This window comes from Actinospica durhamensis (genome assembly GCF_018139695.1).
In the GTDB taxonomy this organism is placed as follows: domain Bacteria; phylum Actinomycetota; class Actinomycetes; order Streptomycetales; family Catenulisporaceae; genus Actinospica; species Actinospica durhamensis.
In genome coordinates this window covers 1-17,272 of the sequence record NZ_JAGSOG010000193.1, presented here as the reverse complement: position 1 = coordinate 17,272, position 17,272 = coordinate 1, and the positions used below count along the sequence as shown (strand labels likewise).

Annotated in this window: 17 protein-coding genes; 7 read left to right on the top strand and 10 right to left on the bottom strand. The window is 71.9% G+C overall.

Annotated elements, in window-relative coordinates; translation table 11 throughout:
- Nucleotides 1-91 precede the first annotated feature (91 nt).
- Together KDL01_RS28690 and KDL01_RS28685 are read right to left on the bottom strand one after the other, a co-directional pair.
- The gene (locus KDL01_RS28690) at nucleotides 92-784 is read right to left on the bottom strand and encodes a 4'-phosphopantetheinyl transferase family protein (protein ID WP_212531757.1); all 693 of its coding nucleotides are present in this window, start codon (nucleotides 782-784) and stop codon (nucleotides 92-94) included.
- An 81-nt stretch (nucleotides 785-865) separates the two neighbouring features.
- Nucleotides 866-2,206, bottom strand: a complete 1,341-nt coding sequence (locus KDL01_RS28685) for a glycosyltransferase (protein WP_212531756.1) — start codon at nucleotides 2,204-2,206, stop codon at nucleotides 866-868.
- 331 nt (nucleotides 2,207-2,537) lie between these two features.
- On the opposite strand from KDL01_RS28685, the gene KDL01_RS28680 reads away from it, so the two are divergent.
- Genes KDL01_RS28680 through KDL01_RS28670 form a run of 3 tightly spaced genes read left to right on the top strand, consistent with a single transcriptional unit; the run spans nucleotide 2,538 to nucleotide 4,379 of the window.
- A complete protein-coding gene (locus tag KDL01_RS28680; RefSeq protein ID WP_212531755.1) occupies nucleotides 2,538-3,362 on the top strand; it encodes a HEAT repeat domain-containing protein in 825 nt (274 codons plus the stop codon).
- A gap of 56 nt (nucleotides 3,363-3,418) precedes the next feature.
- Nucleotides 3,419-3,796, top strand: coding sequence for a DMT family transporter (locus KDL01_RS28675; protein WP_438801993.1), 378 nt, complete (start codon nucleotides 3,419-3,421; stop codon nucleotides 3,794-3,796).
- Between the two features lie 28 nt (nucleotides 3,797-3,824).
- Complete coding sequence (locus tag KDL01_RS28670; RefSeq protein WP_212531753.1) at nucleotides 3,825-4,379, top strand: hypothetical protein; 555 nt, start codon at nucleotides 3,825-3,827, stop codon at nucleotides 4,377-4,379.
- Here KDL01_RS28670 and KDL01_RS28665 read toward each other — a convergent pair.
- The 6 genes from KDL01_RS28665 to KDL01_RS28640 form a co-directional block, all read right to left on the bottom strand.
- Nucleotides 4,336-4,878, bottom strand: coding sequence for a hypothetical protein (locus tag KDL01_RS28665; protein WP_212531752.1), 543 nt, complete (start codon nucleotides 4,876-4,878; stop codon nucleotides 4,336-4,338). The genes KDL01_RS28670 and KDL01_RS28665 overlap by 44 nt on opposite strands.
- A 106-nt stretch (nucleotides 4,879-4,984) precedes the next feature.
- Nucleotides 4,985-6,166, bottom strand: coding sequence for an EfeM/EfeO family lipoprotein (locus tag KDL01_RS28660; protein ID WP_212531751.1), 1,182 nt, complete (start codon nucleotides 6,164-6,166; stop codon nucleotides 4,985-4,987).
- Between the two features lie 9 nt (nucleotides 6,167-6,175).
- On the bottom strand, nucleotides 6,176-7,054 hold the full coding sequence (locus tag KDL01_RS28655; RefSeq protein ID WP_212531750.1) for an alkaline phosphatase family protein: 879 nt from the start codon (nucleotides 7,052-7,054) through the stop codon (nucleotides 6,176-6,178).
- A 251-nt stretch (nucleotides 7,055-7,305) separates the two neighbouring features.
- Nucleotides 7,306-7,941 (bottom strand): DUF6114 domain-containing protein, encoded by a 636-nt coding sequence (locus KDL01_RS28650; protein ID WP_212531749.1) that lies wholly within the window; start codon nucleotides 7,939-7,941, stop codon nucleotides 7,306-7,308.
- Nucleotides 7,941-8,573, bottom strand: a complete 633-nt coding sequence (locus tag KDL01_RS28645) for a DUF6230 family protein (RefSeq protein ID WP_212531748.1) — start codon at nucleotides 8,571-8,573, stop codon at nucleotides 7,941-7,943. The genes KDL01_RS28650 and KDL01_RS28645 overlap by 1 nt, the downstream gene beginning before the upstream one ends.
- A 231-nt stretch (nucleotides 8,574-8,804) precedes the next feature.
- Nucleotides 8,805-9,614 (bottom strand): TetR/AcrR family transcriptional regulator, encoded by an 810-nt coding sequence (locus KDL01_RS28640; RefSeq protein WP_307846643.1) that lies wholly within the window; start codon nucleotides 9,612-9,614, stop codon nucleotides 8,805-8,807.
- 241 nt (nucleotides 9,615-9,855) lie between these two features.
- Between KDL01_RS28640 and KDL01_RS28635 the strand changes: the two genes are divergently transcribed.
- The 4 genes from KDL01_RS28635 to KDL01_RS28620 all read left to right on the top strand — a co-directional run bounded on the left by KDL01_RS28635 (nucleotide 9,856) and on the right by KDL01_RS28620 (nucleotide 14,874).
- Nucleotides 9,856-10,764, top strand: a complete 909-nt coding sequence (locus KDL01_RS28635; protein WP_212531747.1) for a hypothetical protein — start codon at nucleotides 9,856-9,858, stop codon at nucleotides 10,762-10,764.
- 356 nt (nucleotides 10,765-11,120) lie between these two features.
- A complete protein-coding gene (locus KDL01_RS28630) occupies nucleotides 11,121-11,807 on the top strand; it encodes a hypothetical protein (protein ID WP_212531746.1) in 687 nt (228 codons plus the stop codon).
- Between the two features lie 101 nt (nucleotides 11,808-11,908).
- A complete protein-coding gene (locus tag KDL01_RS28625; protein ID WP_212531745.1) occupies nucleotides 11,909-12,619 on the top strand; it encodes a hypothetical protein in 711 nt (236 codons plus the stop codon).
- A 188-nt stretch (nucleotides 12,620-12,807) separates the two neighbouring features.
- Nucleotides 12,808-14,874 (top strand): phosphocholine-specific phospholipase C, encoded by a 2,067-nt coding sequence (locus KDL01_RS28620; protein ID WP_212531744.1) that lies wholly within the window; start codon nucleotides 12,808-12,810, stop codon nucleotides 14,872-14,874.
- Between the two features lie 78 nt (nucleotides 14,875-14,952).
- Here the strand turns inward: KDL01_RS28620 and KDL01_RS28615 are convergent, their stop codons facing one another.
- Both KDL01_RS28615 and KDL01_RS28610 read right to left on the bottom strand, forming a co-directional pair.
- Complete coding sequence (locus tag KDL01_RS28615) at nucleotides 14,953-16,113, bottom strand: lactate 2-monooxygenase (RefSeq protein WP_212531743.1); 1,161 nt, start codon at nucleotides 16,111-16,113, stop codon at nucleotides 14,953-14,955.
- Between the two features lie 4 nt (nucleotides 16,114-16,117).
- The coding region (locus KDL01_RS28610) for an MFS transporter (protein WP_212531742.1) at nucleotides 16,118-17,272 on the bottom strand (1,155 nt) is incomplete at its 5' end.

The following is a 17,272-nucleotide window of genomic DNA, read 5'->3' as shown; positions in this document are numbered from 1 at the left end:
GGGCTGCGCACGGGGGCGCTGCGGGTATTGATGCGCTTCTCCTTCGATGAATCGGGGCCTTCTCGCCGAACCCGGCTCGGAGCTTCGGTCCTCACCGGTTCGGTACCGCGACCGCGGTGGCCACCAGCCCGCCCCCGGCGGCCCAGCGGCCGTGCAGGAGTTCGGGCAGCGGTCCGGCGGGGACGAGCAGCCGGGCGGTGAAGGTTCCTCCGGGGTCGAGCACTACCTCGGCCTCCTCGAAACCCAACCAACTGCGCGTCAGCGGGAACCAGGTCTTGTACACCGACTCCTTCGCGCTGAACAGCAGCGTGTCCCAGGGCACGCCGATCGGCGCACGGCGCGCCAGATCGGCCAGCATGGTTCGCTCCGCCGGCCTCGTCACGTATCCCAGGACGTCGCCTGGCAGCGAACGGTTGACTTCCGCGTCGATACCGAGGCCGAGCAGGTCCACCGAGAGCGCGACGGCGGCGGCGCAGTAGCCTTCACAGTGGGTCATGCTGCCGCTCACCCCCTCCGGCCAGATCGGCTCGCGCCGCGGTCCGGGCAGGATGGGGCCCGGGGCGAAGCCGAGTTCGCCCAAGGCCGCGCGGGCGCAGGCGCGCACGGCGGCGAACTCGGCCCGGCGCACCGGGGCGAAGCGGGCGGCGTGCTCGAGTTCCTCCGGGAACAGCAGCGCCTCGGCCGGATGCGGCGGCGGCTCGGGTATCCGCCGCGACGGCGCGGTGGCCGACTCGGCCCAGCGCACGACCTCGGGAAGCAGCCCGCTGATCAAGGCAGCACCCACCGGAACCTCCCGCTTCCGCTCGTCCTCGCGCGTCGAATCTCCGGCGCCGCAGCGCGCCCGATGCGCCGTGTCCCCGGCAGCCTACGGCACCGCGGAGGCGGACACGGCGGCACCCGCCGGGGCGGGCAGCGCCGGGGCGATGGCCAGGGCGGGCACCGGGGCCGGGCGGGCGATCTCGGCCGAAGGCAGCACGGTGTGGGAACGCCGATGGGTGCGGCGGATCAGGGTGCCGTACGCGCCGATCATCCGGGCCCGGCCGAAGCGGTAGCGGTTGCGGCTGACGGCCAGCCGGAAGTGCGGCCCGGCCTCGAGCGCCTCGAGCCAGCCCTCGACGACGCCGGAGGCCTCGGGCGGGGTGATCAGCCCGTGCCCGGCCACGATCGCGGCGCAGTCGCCCACGTCGGTGGCCACCGGGACGGCCCCGCAGAGCATGCCCTCGATCAGGCACAGCGGCGCCGCCTCGCCGAACGCCGAGGTCAGCGCGACCACGTCGGCCGCGGCGAAGACGGACTCCGGATCCGGGCGCACGCCGAGCAGGTGCACCCGCGCCGTGTTCGGACGCGGTGCGCCGCGGCGCCCGGCCCGGCCGGCGCCGGCCAGGGCCACGTCGGAGACGTCCGCGGCGCCGAGCCCGACCGCGGCCAGGTCGCGCAGCAGGCCAGGGTTCGCCGTGCTCATCCCGGCCCCGCACATCAGCACGTGGCCCTCGGGGCGGCGGGCGATGAACTCCCGGGCCGCGGCCAGGAACAGCGGCACGTTCTTCATCTCGTCGTAGCGGGCGGCGAAGACGACCACCTCGGCTTCGGCCGGGATGCCCGCGGCCGCGCGCACCGCGGCGCGGGCCCTGCGGTTGGGCTTGAACCGGCGCAGGTCCACGCCGTTGGGGATCACGTGCAGCAGCTGTTCCGGGATCCCGGCGCCGGCGTACGCGTCCCGGGTGGACTCGGCGCAGCACACCGCCGCGGCCAGCTGTCCGGAGCCGGCGGCGGCGAGCAGCTCGTCCAGCGCAGATCCCTGATTCTCCGGGTCGGAGCGGTGCAGGCAGGCGATGACCGGGCGGTCGCGCAGCCCGGCCCGGTTGACCAGGCGCAGCGGCTGTTCCTTGAGGGTGAGCACGATGTCGGCCTGGCGGGCCAGGCGGGCGGCGAGGGCGATCTCGGCCTCGGCGAAGGGGGACTGGTCGTCGGCCGTGCGCTCCAGGCTGAGCACATCGAGGCCGTCGGCCACGAGCCGGCGGTAGCAGGCGTCCTCGCGCATCGGCTGGAAGGTCGACTCCCGCCGTACCTCGGCGTGAATACTCAGCACACTGTGCTGCTGCCCACGGCGTCCGTGCAGGCCGGAGAGCACGTCGCTGTGCAGCATGCGCGCACCGCCGCTGAAGAAGCCCTCGTAGATCGAGAGGACTCGCAGGTGACCGTTCATTCGCTCATGGTGGACGACGTCCCGTTCATGTGCAGGGCGAAATCCCGCGCCGGAAGAAAACCTTCAATGAACTTTGCCTCACTTTTACCTGATGTACGCGAATCGCCACTCTGTGCTCAGGATTGACCCTATCCACGCGTCCTGACGGGTGCCCCGGTGGACCGGATGTACCCGCCGTGCCCCTTCCGGCCAGATCCGTACCGTTCGGCCACCGCTGCGACGCGCCGGTGGATCCGAGCCCACGCTTGTTGCCCGCGATCCCGGGCGCAAACCCGTCCCGAGAGATCGACATGGTGCGCGCGACGGCCCGGCGGATGCCACACTGGGGGCCATGTCCACCTTGCCGATACCCGCCGAGCTCCTCGACGAGCTGCTCGACTACGACGATGAGGACGAGGAGTCGAGCGCGACACACTTCGACCGGATGGAGGACGTGTTCGCCCGATTGGAGACCACGGCCAACCGGCTCGGCCTGGCCGAGGCGTTCTGGGCCGAGCCCGAGGAGCCGGTGCGCGCCCTCGGCTTCGACCTGCTCGCGGTGCAGGCGCACCAGTTCGACTGGCATGTCCAGCCTCTGATCGACGCGGCGGCCGCGGTGCGGCTCGACGGCATGGCCGTCGCCGGGGTGCGGCTGCGCCGGGCCGCGGCGAACGCGCTCGCCTGCGTGCTCGAGGACGCCCGGGTGCTCGAGCCGCTGCTGCGCTTCGCCGCCGACCCGGACGCCGGGGTGCGCTGGCAGGTGGCCCGGGGCGTGCCGAGCGTGGTCGACCCGCTGCCGCCGGACGCGGTGCGAGTGCTCTCGGCGATGCTGCGCGACGAGGACTCGGACGTGCGCGACTGGGCCGCCTTCGCCCTCGGCAGCCGGGAGAACGACACCCCGGAGCTGCGCGACGCGCTGGCCCGGCTGCTGTTCGACGTGGACCCGGACACGGCCGGGGAGGCGGCCTCGGCGCTGGCCCGGCGCAAGGACCCGCGGGTGCTGCCGGTGCTGCGGCAGATGCTGACCGAGCCGGACGTGGGCCACCTCTACTTCGAGGCGGCGGCCGAACTCGCCGATCCGGAGCTGCTTCCGCTGCTCGAGCAGCTCGAGGCCGGCGGCGTGACCGACCGGATGCTGCGGACCGCGATCGAGGCCTGTGGCGGTGCGGCGGACTGAGCCGCCGCGAGGAGCGCGGGCCCCCGCCGCCCGGCCCGCCTGGTCGCGCCGGTCGCCTGTTCGGGCCTCCCGGCTCGCGGGCCGCGGGTGCGGACCGGCAGTCTCGACGCATGGCGTGGCTCATGGTCATCTGCGCGGGGCTGCTGGAGACCGGCTTCGCGGTGTGCCTGAAGAAGTCGGACAGCTTCAGCCGCATCCTCCCGACCGTGGGCTTCGCCCTGTTCGCCCTCGGCTCCTTCGGTCTGCTCACCCTCGCCCTGCGGCGGCTCGAGGTGGGCCCGGCGTACGCGGTGTGGACCGGCATCGGCGCGGCCGGGACGGTGATCTACGGCATGGCGTTCCTGGACGAGTCGGTCTCGATGCTCAAGATCATCGGCATCGCGCTGATCGTGGCCGGGGTGGCCGCGCTGAACCTGGCCGGAGGCACGCACTGAAGGGCCCCGGCCCGGCTATCGTTCGCGCATGGACGAGCGACGGGTGCTGCTGATCGGCAAGCGGGCGGGGGTGCTCACCCGGCTGGCCGCGGCGCTGCGGGCCAGGGGCATCGCGGCGGACGAGGTCCGCGACCCGACCGGCGCCGGGGTGGATCCGAGCGGCGGCCACCGGGTGGTGGCCTTCGGCCGGGCGGTGAAGCCGGCCGACCGGGACAGGCTGCGCCGGACCCTGGGCGCGGCCGATCCGGAGGTGGTGTTCGTGGACGGCTACGCCCCGATCGTGGAGCTGCTGGTGGCGCAGTGCGAGCAGGCGCTGGACCGGCGGCCGCTGGGCCGGCGCGCCATCGTGGACGCCTCGGTGCGCGGCGGCATCGTCGACCTCGAGCTGCGCGGCCCCTGCCGGCTGCGGATCACCTCGTACCGCCTGGACGGGCTCTACCGGACCCACACCCGCGAGCTGTTCGACCGCGCGGTGCGGGCCGGTACCCATTCGGCCGCGCTCGACCCGCGCGCGGCCAGGTCGCGCCACGCCTTCGTGGTCATCCGGGCCGACGACGAGACCGTGGCGCTCGCGGCAGGCTGACCCCGTCGGAGACCGCCTCGCCGGTGCGCAGCGCCACGCAGACCGACTCGCCGAGCAGGGAGAGCCCGAACATCATCAGGATGCTGGTTCCGGTCACGGCCGCCGCGACGCCGAGGCCGTGACTGGCCGTCAGGTCGGCGGCCAGCCGCAGCGCGACGGTGCCGAGCCACAGGCCCGCGGTCAGCGGCGTGTACTGCTGGGTGAGCTCGCCGCCGCGGTCGCGGATGCGGATGGTGGTGCCGCGCAGCAGGCCGAGGAGCACCGAGAGCGCGCCGACGACCACGAGGTAGGCGACGTCGGCCGTATCGAAGGCGATCTTGTGGGCGCCGCCGGTGAGCGAGAGGGTCTCGTAGCCGCCGATCGCGGTGAGGATCAGCGGCAGCCGCCAGCGCTGCGCGTCGGTGGCGATGGGCCGCTCGCGCATCTTGCGGGCCAGCCGCCAGACGATGATGACCAGGAACAGCAGCAGCTGGGTTTCGGTCGATTGCGTCGCGTTCATGCCCTCGACGCTACGGACCGGGGCCCGCAGGCGGATCCACTCCCGGGTGGAGAGGCGGGTGGATTCCCCGTCTCCACCCGGGCGGGTGGTCCGGCGTTCGCCCAGGTCAGGCGGAGGTGCGCGGGTAGAGCAGGTTCGGCACCTCGGCCAGGGTCTCGAGCAGCTGCCCGAGGTCGGCGTCCACGCGCTGGTGCTGCGCGACGCTGAGCGAGCCCACCGGGATCCAGGACCCTGAGGCGGTGCGGTCGGCCAGCAGGTCGGCCTGGAACGCGGCGATCTGGGTCCTCGCGGTGGCCAGCAGGGCCGGGTCGCGCGGCTGGATCAACGACGCCAGGATGTCGAGCAGCTTCGCCGTGCCCTGCGTGCTGGCGTAGGTGGTGGCCAGCGTGGTGCCGCTGCCGTAGTCGGAGATGCCGGTGAGCTGGAACTGCAGCGCGTTCTCCAGGATCTCGTGGGTGCGCAGCGGCAGATCGCCGGGATCGACCTCCTCGCTCGGGAAGTCCTTGATCAGCCCGTCCACACTCCCGACCAGACCCTGGGTGAGCGTACGCAGGCCGGCCGTGCTCTCACCGTGCCAGAGCCCGTACTCGATCGCGAGCAGGCCGGTCCAGCTCTTGTCGTGCACCCCGTCCGGCAGGCCGCTCGCCATGCCGTCGATCTCGCCGTCGAAGTCGCCGAAGGCGTTGTAGGCGGCGCCGAGCCGGGTGTAGTCGAGGTGTGCGACCAGCCAGTCCCCGCGGGCGGCGGCGAGGTCGCCGCGGGCGACGTCGGCGTCCAGGGTCCTGCTCGCGGCCAGCAGCCCGGGCAGCTGCCCGCCGATCCACTTCGAGTAGGCCGCGACGGCGGGCTGCATGTCGAGGTCGGGCAGCGGGACGTAGCCGGGCACCGGGGCGTCGGCCGTGCCGGTGACGCTGATGGCGTCGGAGGTGCCGATCTTGCCGTTGGAGAACACACAGCGCAGCGCGTAGGCACCGGCGCCGAGGTCGGTGGACAGCGGCAGCGTGGAGTGCGGTGCGAGCGACTGGATCTCGGCGTAGACGTCGTCACCGGCGGCGGCGATGACGTAGACGTTGACGAAGTCGCGGGAGTCGTCGGTCACCTGGAAGCGCACCGGACCCGCGGCCAGCCGCGCGGGCGGGGCGCCGCACGCGGTTTCGGCCACGGTCACCGCCGTGTCGGCGGAGGACGACGCGGTGACGTGCGCGACGGCGAGAGACCCCGCCGCCGCGCACACGATCACCGCGCCCAGTGCGCCGATCCTGCGGACCGGTCGCGTGATGGGCGGCAATGGACCGGCTCAGTTCCAGATGTCGGAGATGACGCTGGCCGAGGCGGCCGCGCCGTCCTTGGTCAGGCCGTACATCTGCTCGACGGTGGCCAGCACGTTGTAGTGGTTGATCGTCTCGTCGTAGTCGCCCTTGACCACGTTCTGGCCCACGAAGATGGTCGGGACCTGGTTGTTCTCGGTGTAGTCGTCCTCGTCCCAGGTCACGATGAGCAGGCTGTTGTTGCTCTGGGCCCAGGTGGCGTAGGCGGAGATGTTGGTCTTGAGCCAGGTGTCGGCCGCGGCGATGGTGCCGTCGTGCATGTCGTCGTCCAGGTTCGGGATGACGAACGAGACGGTCGGCAGGCTCGCGTAGTTCGAGGAGCTCGGGAACGAGGTGAACGGCAGCGAGTCCGCGGTCGGGATCGCGCTGAAGTTGATCCAGGGCGAGTGCTTGCGGGCGTACTCACCCGAGGTGCAGCTGGTCGAGCCGGTCTTCGGCAGGCCCTCGGAGTAGCCCTTGAAGGTGTAGCCGGCCGTGAGCAGCTCGGAGCCGAGGTTGGCGGTGGTGCTGGTGGTCACCGGGCAGGTGTCGGCGCTCAGGCCGTCGGTGGAGCCGTAGAACAGCGCCATGTAGTTCGGCTCGCTCGGGTGGGTGACGCCGTAGGAGGACGTCATCAGGGCACCCTCGGAAGCCAGCGTGTTCATGTAGGGGGCGCTGGAGTTGCCGATGATGTCGGAGTAGGAGTGGTTCTCCTCCATCACGATCACGATGTGGGCCGGGGTCGGCAGCGTGGCGGCGGCCGGCTTGACCGCGGGCGTGGCGGTGTGGTGCGAGACCAGGAAGGCCGAGGCCAGGGCCACCGTGCCCAGTGCGGCGACGGGCCAGGACGTGCGCGTGCTCAGACGCATGGATGCTCCGTGGGTATGGAGGGCAGACGGGGTGTCACTCGGAGCATCGCCAGCGCAGACACCTGAGGGTTGACGGCCACACGGCCATTGCGTGAACACCCGTCACACGCTCGTCATCCGCGGGCGGAGACGGTGCGCCCGCCCCGGTCGCGGGGCGGGCGGCGTCTTCGGGTCCTGCGGTCAGAGTACTGGTGTCACGATCCTGGTTTACGTGCGTTTCGCGCGCCCCGGGTCCTCGTCCCGTCCGCCTCTCAGTGCGTCGCGGAGGGGCGGTACCGCTTCCCGCGCTTGCGGGCCGGCTTGGCCCCGACCTGCCAGCCGAACGCCATCGAGCCGCCGATCAGGCCGAGGAGCATGCCCACGATGAAGCCGCCGAGGTTGGAGGTCAGCCAGCTGCCCAGGGCCGCGAGCACCGCGAGTACCGAGTAGAAGGTGCGGTGCTGCGGGTCGAACAGGATCAGCACGCCGAGCAGTACGAGCATGCCGGGCACCAGGTACCCGGCGAGACCGTAGAGTCCGAAGTGCATCACCAGGGCCATCGGCGCGTGGTAGGTGAAGATGATCTCACCCCCGCCGAGCAGGACGAGCAGCCCGCCCCAGAACGGCCGGGCGCGGCGCCAGTCCCGGAAGCCCACCCGGGCTCGCCGGGTCAGGGGCGGGCGCGGGCCCGCGGGCTCGGCGGCTTCGCCGGGCTCCGCCGCCTCGCTGGCCGAGACGGAACCGACGGATCCGGCGGGCTCTGCCGGCTCGAGGGCCTCGGTGGCCGCGACGGCCTCGGCCAGGGCCGCGGTCAGCGCGAAGTCGTCGGACACGCCGGGCTCCCCCGTCGGCTGGTGGCCGGCGGGGGAGTCGGTGCGTGCGGGTTCTTCTTCGGGTTCGAAGGTCATCAGCAACCGTTGTCCGAGAAGCTGATGCTCAGGCCCGGCAGGGTGAACGACGAGGCGGTGGTGGCCCAGTTGTCCTGCCGCAGGTTCTTGATCGTCACCGTGTCGGCCTGCTGGCCGAAGGTGCCGAGGGGACCGGCGATGCCGGGTATCTCGTTGAGCGTGCTGGCGTCCTGGTCCACCGACAGGTTGGTGAAGTTGGCATCACCGGTGAGCGTGTCGGAGTCGACGACGAGGTCCGTCGCCTTGACCGGGGTGCTGCCCTGGCCGGCCCGGATCACCAGGTTCGCGAACCCGATGCTGACGGACTGGCACAGGTTGGTCAGTTCCGCCGACTTGATCGCCGAGACGAACACCAGTTCCTGGCCGTTGGTGTCGGTCAGGTTGGGCGAGCCGCTCGCGACGTTGTCGATCGCCCCGTACTGTTCCAGGCCGGTACCGGTGAGTTGGTCGGCCGTGACCGTGAAGGGCATTCCGGAAATGGAGAACTGTGCCGCGATGACGCCCTGCGCGGTCAGGACCACGAGTGCGCCGCCGGCCAGGGTTGCGGGCACGGCGAGCGCGGCGAAACGCCGCAGCCGGACCCGGCCCTGCGGCCGGGCCGCGGAGCTTGCGCTGTTGCCTGTCGAACTCATTCGTTGCTCCCTGAGACGCACGACGATGGGCGGGCAGCCGGCCGACGGCCGGGAATTCAGGGTTTTGCGAGGTGTCCTGGGGCGCGAGTCAGGTAGAACGAGGCACGCGGCCGAGCGACAAGCAGGAAGTTACCGCCAAGTAAGCACTGGGTCAAGGCTGTGAGAAAACCCCGCGGGGTTGAATCTTTACCCGCAGGTCATCCGCCGTGTGCACACGGATCTCAGACCTGATCAACCATCAGAATTCACATCAGTCTCAGAGTGCTGATCAGCCGCGAGGAACAACGGAAGGCACGGCAGCACCACCTTCGGCCGGGGGCCGGAGCCGAGCCGCGGCGGCTGGGCGTCGGCCAGTCCGAACGGGGCGGTGACGAAGTAGGCCAGCACCGGCTTGAGCTCCGGCAGCGCGACCGCGCGGCCGGCCGAGATCCGCTGGTAGATGGCCGAGTACACCCCGCCGATCACCGTGTCGATCAGCTCCGCCCGGTCCACTGGCCCGGGCGGCTCTGGCGCCTCGGCGAAGAAGCGGCGGAAGCGGTGCAGCAGCTCCACCCGCCTGCGCCGGGCGGCCGGCCCGGCCGCCTCGATCTCCACGATCGCCATCGCCGCGAAGGCCGGCGCCCCGGCCAGCACCTCGAGCAGGATCTCCAGGTTCTCCCACACCGCCGAGCGCCAGCCCCCCGCGTGCGCCGCGTAGGCCTGGTCGAGCACGTCGAGCAGCAGGTCGGTGCCGTGCGTGTAGGCGGCCAGGAAGGCTCCCTCCTTGCCGTCGAAGTGCTCGTAGAAGGCGGGCCTTGTCACCCCCGCGGCCCGGCAGATGTCGGTCACGGTGGCGTTGGCGTATCCGTGCTCCGCCACCGTGCGCACCAGTCCGTCGTAGAGCCGGTCGCGCTGGGTGGCCAGCACCAGCTCGCGCGGCACCCGGCTCGGCCCGCGCTTGATGGCGCGTTCGGGATCGCGCCCGTCCCTTCCGCCGGGCAGCCGCAGCGGCCCCGCGGCCTCGCCGGTGTGCGCATGCTCGGTCACGCTGGAAGCGGTCACCGCCAGATCCTTTCTCGCCGCGCTTGACGCGAAAACCTGTCGGGTTTAAAACTCTCTCAGGCAATGTTACCGGCGGGTTAATGATCGTGGAGCGTCGCGTCGCCCCACCGAGTGCGGGTCCGGAACCACGCCGCATCGATACCGATTATGACGCGGATACGGCGTTTTTCCAGCCCGCGACCACCATCACCGTGCACCACCTCTGATGGTACCCATCGTCGATCAGGGAGTGCGAACATATATGCGAGTATTGAGATCTTTCGCGGGCTCCGGCGCCGTGGCGCTGCTGCTGGCCGTCGGCGTGACCGGGCCCGCCTCCGCCGCGTCGGGCACCCCGACCGGCCTGTACGCCGGCATGGGCACCTGTCCGCTCACCTCGTCCCAGCTGACGAGTTCGAGTTCGGCCGAGGTCGGTTGCGTGGTCGCCACGATCGGCGGCGGATCGATCACGATCGGCGGCATCAGCGTTCCGCTGACGGGCACGATGACCGCCAAGTTCGGCTTCTACTGGCCGGCCAACGGCCCCACCGTCACCTTCCCCGACGGCAACTCCGCCGACATCTTCAGCACCGTCGCCCCGACGGACAACAACGAGCTCAGCGGTCCGGTGCTCGACGTGCCGATCCCCGGGCTGTCCAACTACGTGCCCGGCGTCACCAGCGCGTTCGTGCAGGTGCAGCTGGCCGGTCCGATCACCGACTTCGCGCCGCTGTCCACCGGTGAGAACTACCCGCTGTTCGAGCTGCCGCTCAAGTTCCACCTGTGGAACGCGTTCCTCGGCACGAACTGCTACGTGGGCAGCAGCAGCAGCCCGATCCTGCTCGAGCCGACCGCGGGCACCACCGCGCCGCCCTCGCCCAACTCCCCGATCACCGGCGACTCGGGCACGGTCTCGCTCAACTCCGACCCGAACGGCTACAACGACCTGATCGTCGGGTTCGACGGCGCCACGCTGGTGGACAACTCCTTCTCGGTGCCCGGCGCCAGCGGCTGCGGCATCCTCGGCAGCGCCGACTGGCTGGTGAACCTGCTGTTCGGCCTCGGCTCCGGCTCCGGCCACAACAGCGCCACCCTCTCGAACGTGACCACCACGCTCGCGGCCGACTCCAGCATCTCCGACCTGAGCAGCGCCATCAAGGCGTCCGAGTAAGCGGGCGGCCAAGCCGGGCCGCCCGCCCACGCACCACCCCGATCCACCGGCTCCACCCGTTCCCCGCTCGACCGCTCGACCCCTCGACCGTTCACCCGGGCGTCCCCGCCCGCGCGTGATCCAGGGCCCTGATGCGCTCAGGCTCACGCGCGGCGGGCCGCCTCGCCGACGGCCGGTGCCGTCCCCCGGCCGTCGGCGCCCCACCAGCCATCCGCCCCGGCGCCATGCCGTCATGCCGCCGTGCCGATTTGCCGATTTGCCGTCATGCAGCGGTGCCCGACGGCCCCTGAAGCCATCCGTCCCCGTCCACCCGTCCCGACGAGTATCGCCTCTATCCCATGGAAGGGAAGCACCCCATGTCCAAGCGCCGCCTCGCCGCCCTCGGTGTCGTCGCCGTCTCGGCCTCGGCCGTCGTCCTGTCCACCTCTCCGGCGTTCGCCACCAGCAGCGACGTGCTCTCCTACGGCGCGGCGAACACCGGTGGCAGCAACGTCCTGACCACGGACACGCTCTCCGGCTCGCTCGCCACCGGCACGACGAACACCTTCACCTTCACCAGCAGCGGCAAGACCGTCACCATCACCTGTGGCGCGGCCGCCCTGACCGCGAAGGCCACCAGCAACCCGACCGCGCCCGGCACGGCCGGCCTGACCCTCAGCGCCCTGACCTTCACCACCTGCTCGATCACCGGCATCTCCGGCGTCACGGTCTCGAGCGTCTCGCTCAACGGCTCGGCCACCGCGACCGTCACCGACGGCACCACCAAGGCGCTGAACATCACCGCGCTGGACGAGCGGGTCGTGCTCAACAACGGCCTCGGCACCGTCAACTGCGACTATGGCAACACCACCAGCGAGGCCGCGATCGTCGGCACCATCCTGAACCCGGGTTCCGGCGGCACGATCACCTTCACCAACCAGACCGTGCACCTGCTCAGCGGCCTGACCGTCTGCGGCGCCTCCGGCTCCACCGGCACCTTCAACGCCACCTTCGCCTCGATCGTGGACACCACGCACAGCAGTGCCCTGGTGTACGCGAACTGACACCGTCGCCCTGACCGCACGACCCCACACCGCGGCCCGGTCGCGCGCGCCCATCAGGGACGCGCGGCCGGGCCGCGGCCCTTCGCGAAAGGAATCCCGCCATGCCCGCGCACTCCCCCGTCCGCAGCATCCGCGGCGTCCGCGCCACCGGCGCCACCCGCACCGCCCGCATCGGCGGGCGCGGCGCGGCCGGCCTCGGCGCCGCACTCGCCGCGACGGTCCTCGCCGTCGGCCCGGCCTCGGCCGGTACCGCGGTGCTCACCACCTCCGCCGGCGCCGTCGCCGTAGGCGCCACCCTGACCAGCACACTGGCCTCGGCCACCAGCGCGGTACTCCAGGTCGACGCCACCCACTCCATCACCTGTACCAAGGCCGCCCTCGAGGTGACCGTCGGGAGCAACCCCGTCTCGCCAGGCCAGGCCGACCTCGACATCACGGAACTGACCTTCTCCGGCTGCACGCTCACCGGCTGGACCGGCTACACCGTCCAGAGCATCACCGAGTCCGGCATCGGCACCGCGGTCGTCAGCGACGGCACCGTACTGAAGGTCTCCGTCACCGCGATCACCGAGGCGGTCGTGCTGCACGGCGGCCTCGGCTCGCTCAACTGTGACTTCGGCAACACCACGAGTCAGAGCCCGATCGTCGGCATCATCCTGAACCCGGGCTCCGGCGGCTCGATCACCTTCACCAACCAGCCCGTGCACCTGCTCGCCGGCACCAGCGTGTGCGACCCGAGCGCCAGTGTCGCCACCTTCAACGCCACCTTCGCCACGCCGCTCGACGTCACCTCGCCCGTCACGGTGAACTGAAGCGACTGAGGCGCCCCGCGCAACCCGCGTCGGGGCTGCGCGGGGGCTCCCGGGGACCGTGCCGGGGCCGCGTGGATCGCGCGCCAAACTTGTCCAGACAGGTTGTTCACTTACCCTTCGTCAGCTCTTCGCCGCCCCTTCCCTCCCGAGCCGCCCCGCCCGCAGTCGCGCTGGACACACTGGTCCGCATGCCCGTGAACCCCGACCGTCGCCGCTTCCTCCAGCTCACCGGAGGCACCGCGCTCGCCTCCATGCTCTCCACCACCATCGCGAAGGCCGCCTCGATCCCGGCCGCCCGCCGCACCGGCACGCTCGCGGACGTCGAGCACATCGTGGTGCTGATGCAGGAGAACCGCTCCTTCGACCACTACTTCGGCACCCTGCGCGGTGTGCGCGGATTCGGCGACCCGCGCCCGGTGACGCTGCCGAGCGGGCGCAGCGTGTTCCACCAGCAGGACGCCTCCGGTGACACCCTGCTGCCGTTCCACCCCAGCGCCAAGAACCTCGGCCTGCAGTTCCTCGAGGACCTCGCGCACGACTGGAACTCCACCCACCTGGCCTGGAACGGCGGCGCGTACGACCAGTGGCTGCCGAACAAGGGCCCGACCACGATGGCGTACCTGGAGCGCGGGGACATCCCGTTCCACTACGCCCTGGCCGACGCGTTCACCGTGTGCGACGCCTATCACTGCTCCCTGCTGACCTGCACCGACCCCAACCGCTACTACCTGTGGACCGGCTACACCGGCAACGACGGGCAGGGCGGCGGACCGGTGCTGGACAACGCCGAGGCGGGCTACGACTGGTCCACCTACCCCGAGCGCCTGCTCGAGGCCGGGGTCAGCTGGAAGGTCTACCAGGACCAGGGCACCGGCCTTGACGCCGACGGCTACTGGGGCTGGACCTCGGACGCCTACATCGGCAACTACGGCGACAACTCGCTGCTGTACTTCGACAACTACCGCAACGCGCAGCCGGGCGACCCGCTCTACCAGGCCGCGCGCACCGGCACCGACGCCGACTCGGCCGGCACCCTGGACTTCTTCGACCAGCTCAAGTCCGACGTGCGCGGCGGCCGGCTGCCGCAGGTGTCGTACATCGTCGCGCCCGAGGCGTTCTGCGAGCACCCGAACTGGCCGGCCAACTACGGTGCCTGGTACATCGCGCAGGTGATCGAGGCGCTGACCGCCGACCCCGAGGTGTGGAGCAAGACCGCCCTGTTCATCACCTTCGACGAGAACGACGGCTTCTTCGACCACGCCGTCCCGCCGGTGCCGCCCGCCTCGGCCTCGCAGGGCGCTTCGACGGTGGACGTGACCGGCGAACTGTTCCCCGGCGACGCCGACTTCGTGGCCGGGCCCTACGGCCTCGGCCCGCGCGTGCCGATGCTGGTGGTCTCGCCCTTCAGCACCGGCGGCTGGGTCAACTCCGAGGTGTTCGACCACACCTCGGTGATCCGCTTCATCGAGAAGCGCTTCGGCGTGCACGAGCCCAACATCTCGGACTGGCGCCGGACCGTCGTGGGCGACCTGACCAGCGCGTTCGACTTCGCCAAGGACGCCACCACGGTCCCGGCGCTGCCCGACACCGGCGCCTACCTGCCGCCGGACCGCGACCGGCACGCCGACTACGTGCCCGACTACCCGACCTCCGGCCAGAGCATGCCGGTGCAGGAGCCCGGCGTGCGCCCGGCCCGGCCGCTGCCCTACACCCTCACCGCGGACGCCCGCGTGACGGCGAGCGGCGTGGAGTTCGCGTTCGCCAACCGGGGCGCGGCCGGCGCGGTCTTCCACGTGACCTCGCAGACCGACACCTCCGGCCCGTGGGACTACACCGTCTCGGCCGGCGCGCGGCTCACCGGCGCCTGGAACGTGACGAGCGGATCAGCCTACGAATTCAGCGTGACCGGCCCGAACGGGTTCCTGCGCCAGGCCAAGGGCAGCGCGGCCGCGGGCCTCGAGGTCGCGGCGCACGACGCGCAGGACGGCAACGGCGCGCTGGTGCTCAGCCTCGTCAACCACGGCGCCGCCGCGGTGCGGGTCACGCTCACCGACGCCTACGGCAACGACGCGGGCCCCGGCCTGCGCCTGGCCGCCGGCAAGTCCGCCGAGCTGACCGTGCGCACCGACCGCGCGTCCGGCTGGTACGACCTGCGCGTCGGCGTGCAGGGCGAGCCGGCATACCTGCGCCGCCTGGCCGGCCACGTCGAGACCGGCCGCCCGAGCAGCAGCGACCCCGCGATCGCCACCGCGTAGCCGTCGCCGCGTCCAGCGGGCCCGTCCCCGGCACCTGAGCCTCCGGGGGCAGGCCCGCTTCCCCTTTCCCCCCTCTGCTCAACCGATCCGGCGCACCGCGTCGCGGGTGAGGGAGGCGAGGGTCGGGTAGCCGTCCACCGCCATGATCAGGTCGGCCTCGGCCAGGATGCTGCGTAACACGTGCGTCACGCCCTTCTCACCGCCCAGGGCCAGGCCGTAGGCGTAGGGCCGGCCCAGGCCCACCGCGCTCGCGCCCAGTGCCAGGGCCTTGACGACGTCCGCCCCCGAGCGCACGCCCGAGTCGAAGATCACCGGTGTACCGTCGGCCGCCTCGACCACCTCCGGCAGCATCTCGAGCGCGGCCAGGCCGCCGTTGGCCTGCCGTCCGCCGTGGTTGGAGCAGTAGATCCCGTCCACGCCCGCGTCCCTGGCCCGGCGCACGTCCTCCGGGTGCATCAGGCCCTTGAGGATCAGCGGGAGCTCGGTCAGCCCGCGCAGCCAGGGCAGGTCGTCCCAGGTCAGCGGGTTGCCGAAGACCCCGGCCCAGTGCAGGATGGCGGCGCCCGGGTTCTCCTCCGGCGGCTGGGCCAGCCGGGAGCGGAAGACCGGGTCGGTGAAGTAGTTGGCCAGGCAGTGGCCGCGCAGCTGCGGGAAGTTGCCGGTGGACAGGTCGCGCGGGCGCCATCCGGTGATCCAGGTGTCGAGCGTGACCACGATGCCCTTGAACCCGGCCTTCTCGGCCCGGCGCACCAGGCTCTCGGCCAGTTCCCGGTCGGTCGGAGTGTAGAGCTGGAAGAAGCCGGGCGTGTCGCCGAGTTCGGCCGCGACCTGCTCGAGCGGGTCGACCGAGAGCGTGGAGGCGATCATCGGCACACCCATGGCCCGGCTCGCCCGGGCCGCGGCCAGGTCGCCGTGCCCGTCCTGGGCGCAGATCCCGAGCACGCCGACCGGCGCGAGCATCAGCGGATTGGCTAGCTTGTGGCCGAACAGCTCCACGCTCAGGTCCCGCTCCTTGGCGCCCACCATCATCCGCGGAATCACGCCCCAGCGGGCGAACGCCGCCACGTTCGCCCGCTGCGTCGCCTCGTCCCCGGCCCCGCCGGCCACGTACGACCAGACCGCGGGCGCGAGCGCGGCCTCGGCCCGCCGCTCGAGCTCCGGGTACGCCATGGGCAGGTCGGGCAGCACGCCCTGAAGACCGTTGAAGTAGATGTCGATCTGGTAGTCACCGTAGGCCATTCACCTACCGTACCTTCGGCAGCGCGAGCGTGGCCAGGGTCGTGATAATCAATAGGATGACGGCGATGAGCAGGCTCTGGTGCAGTCCCGCCACGAATCCGCCGCGCCCGGCCACCAGCGTGCCGAACCCCGCCACCGCCAGCGCGCCGCCGGTCTGGCGGACCGAGTTGAGCACGCCCCCGGCCAGCCCGGCCCGCTCCGGGGCGATCCCACTGAGCATCATCGCGGTCAGCGACGGCACGGCCAGGCCGAGCCCGCCGGCCAGCGGAAGCAGCAGCAGCGCCAGCTCCGGCGCGCTGGTACCCCGCCCGACGGCGAACAGCGCCGCCAGGCCGCCCGCGCAGATCATCTGACCGACCAGCACCGGCACGCGCGGACCGAAGCGGTTCGCGAGCCCGGCCGAGGCCAGATTCGTCATCGTGCACAGCACCGCGGTCGGCAGGAAAACCAGACCGGCGCGCAGCGCGGACTCGCCGAGCAGGTCCTGGGTGAAGAGTCCGAATACGAAGATCAGACCGTAATACGCCGCGTTCACCACGAACCCGATGGACAGGCAGACCGCCACGACCCGGTCGCGCAGCAGAGCCGGCGGGACCATGGGATCCGTCGCGCGCCGCTCGGCGAACGCGAACCCGGCGAAGCAGACCAGGGCGATCAGCAGGCTGACGATCGTCCGCGGCCGCCCGTAGCCGACCGCACCGCCCTCGATCACCCCGTACGTCAGCGCACCGAGCCCGAGCACCGCGGTGAGCTGCCCCGGCACGTCCAGCGCCGCCGCCCGACGGGGCGAGCCCGGCACCCGCCAGAGCGCGACCAGCACGATCGCGCCGACCGGCAGGTTCAGGAAGAAGATCGAACGCCAGCCGACCGTGCTGGTGAGCAGTCCGCCGAGCACCGGCCCGGCCGCCGTCGCCGCCGCCCCCGACATCGTCCACTGCGCGATCGCCTTGGCCCGCTCCCGCGCCACCGGGAAGGACTGCCGCACCAGCGCGAGCGAAGCCGGCAGCATCAGCGCGGCCGCCGCGCCCTGCACCAGCCGCGCACCGATCAGGAATCCCAGCGACGGCGCGAGCCCGCACGCCGCCGAAGCGAGCGTGAACGCCGCCGCTCCCCCGCCGTACAGCCGATTCGCCCCCAGCCGGTCCGAGAACGCCTGACG

Excerpts from the sequence above, each read along its gene's own strand:
- KDL01_RS28685 (WP_212531756.1), bottom strand. The coding sequence starts at position 2,206 with ATGAACGGTCACCTGCGAGTCCTCTCGATCTACGAGGGCTTCTTCAGC.
- KDL01_RS28680 (WP_212531755.1), top strand. The coding sequence starts at position 2,538 with ATGTCCACCTTGCCGATACCCGCCGAGCTCCTCGACGAGCTGCTCGAC.
- KDL01_RS28670 (WP_212531753.1), top strand. The coding sequence starts at position 3,825 with ATGGACGAGCGACGGGTGCTGCTGATCGGCAAGCGGGCGGGGGTGCTC.
- KDL01_RS28665 (WP_212531752.1), bottom strand. The coding sequence starts at position 4,878 with ATGAACGCGACGCAATCGACCGAAACCCAGCTGCTGCTGTTCCTGGTC.
- KDL01_RS28655 (WP_212531750.1), bottom strand. The coding sequence starts at position 7,054 with ATGCGTCTGAGCACGCGCACGTCCTGGCCCGTCGCCGCACTGGGCACG.
- KDL01_RS28650 (WP_212531749.1), bottom strand. The coding sequence starts at position 7,941 with ATGACCTTCGAACCCGAAGAAGAACCCGCACGCACCGACTCCCCCGCC.
- KDL01_RS28645 (WP_212531748.1), bottom strand. The coding sequence starts at position 8,573 with ATGAGTTCGACAGGCAACAGCGCAAGCTCCGCGGCCCGGCCGCAGGGC.
- KDL01_RS28635 (WP_212531747.1), top strand. The coding sequence starts at position 9,856 with ATGCGAGTATTGAGATCTTTCGCGGGCTCCGGCGCCGTGGCGCTGCTG.
- KDL01_RS28630 (WP_212531746.1), top strand. The coding sequence starts at position 11,121 with ATGTCCAAGCGCCGCCTCGCCGCCCTCGGTGTCGTCGCCGTCTCGGCC.
- KDL01_RS28625 (WP_212531745.1), top strand. The coding sequence starts at position 11,909 with ATGCCCGCGCACTCCCCCGTCCGCAGCATCCGCGGCGTCCGCGCCACC.
- KDL01_RS28620 (WP_212531744.1), top strand. The coding sequence starts at position 12,808 with ATGCCCGTGAACCCCGACCGTCGCCGCTTCCTCCAGCTCACCGGAGGC.
- KDL01_RS28615 (WP_212531743.1), bottom strand. The coding sequence starts at position 16,113 with ATGGCCTACGGTGACTACCAGATCGACATCTACTTCAACGGTCTTCAG.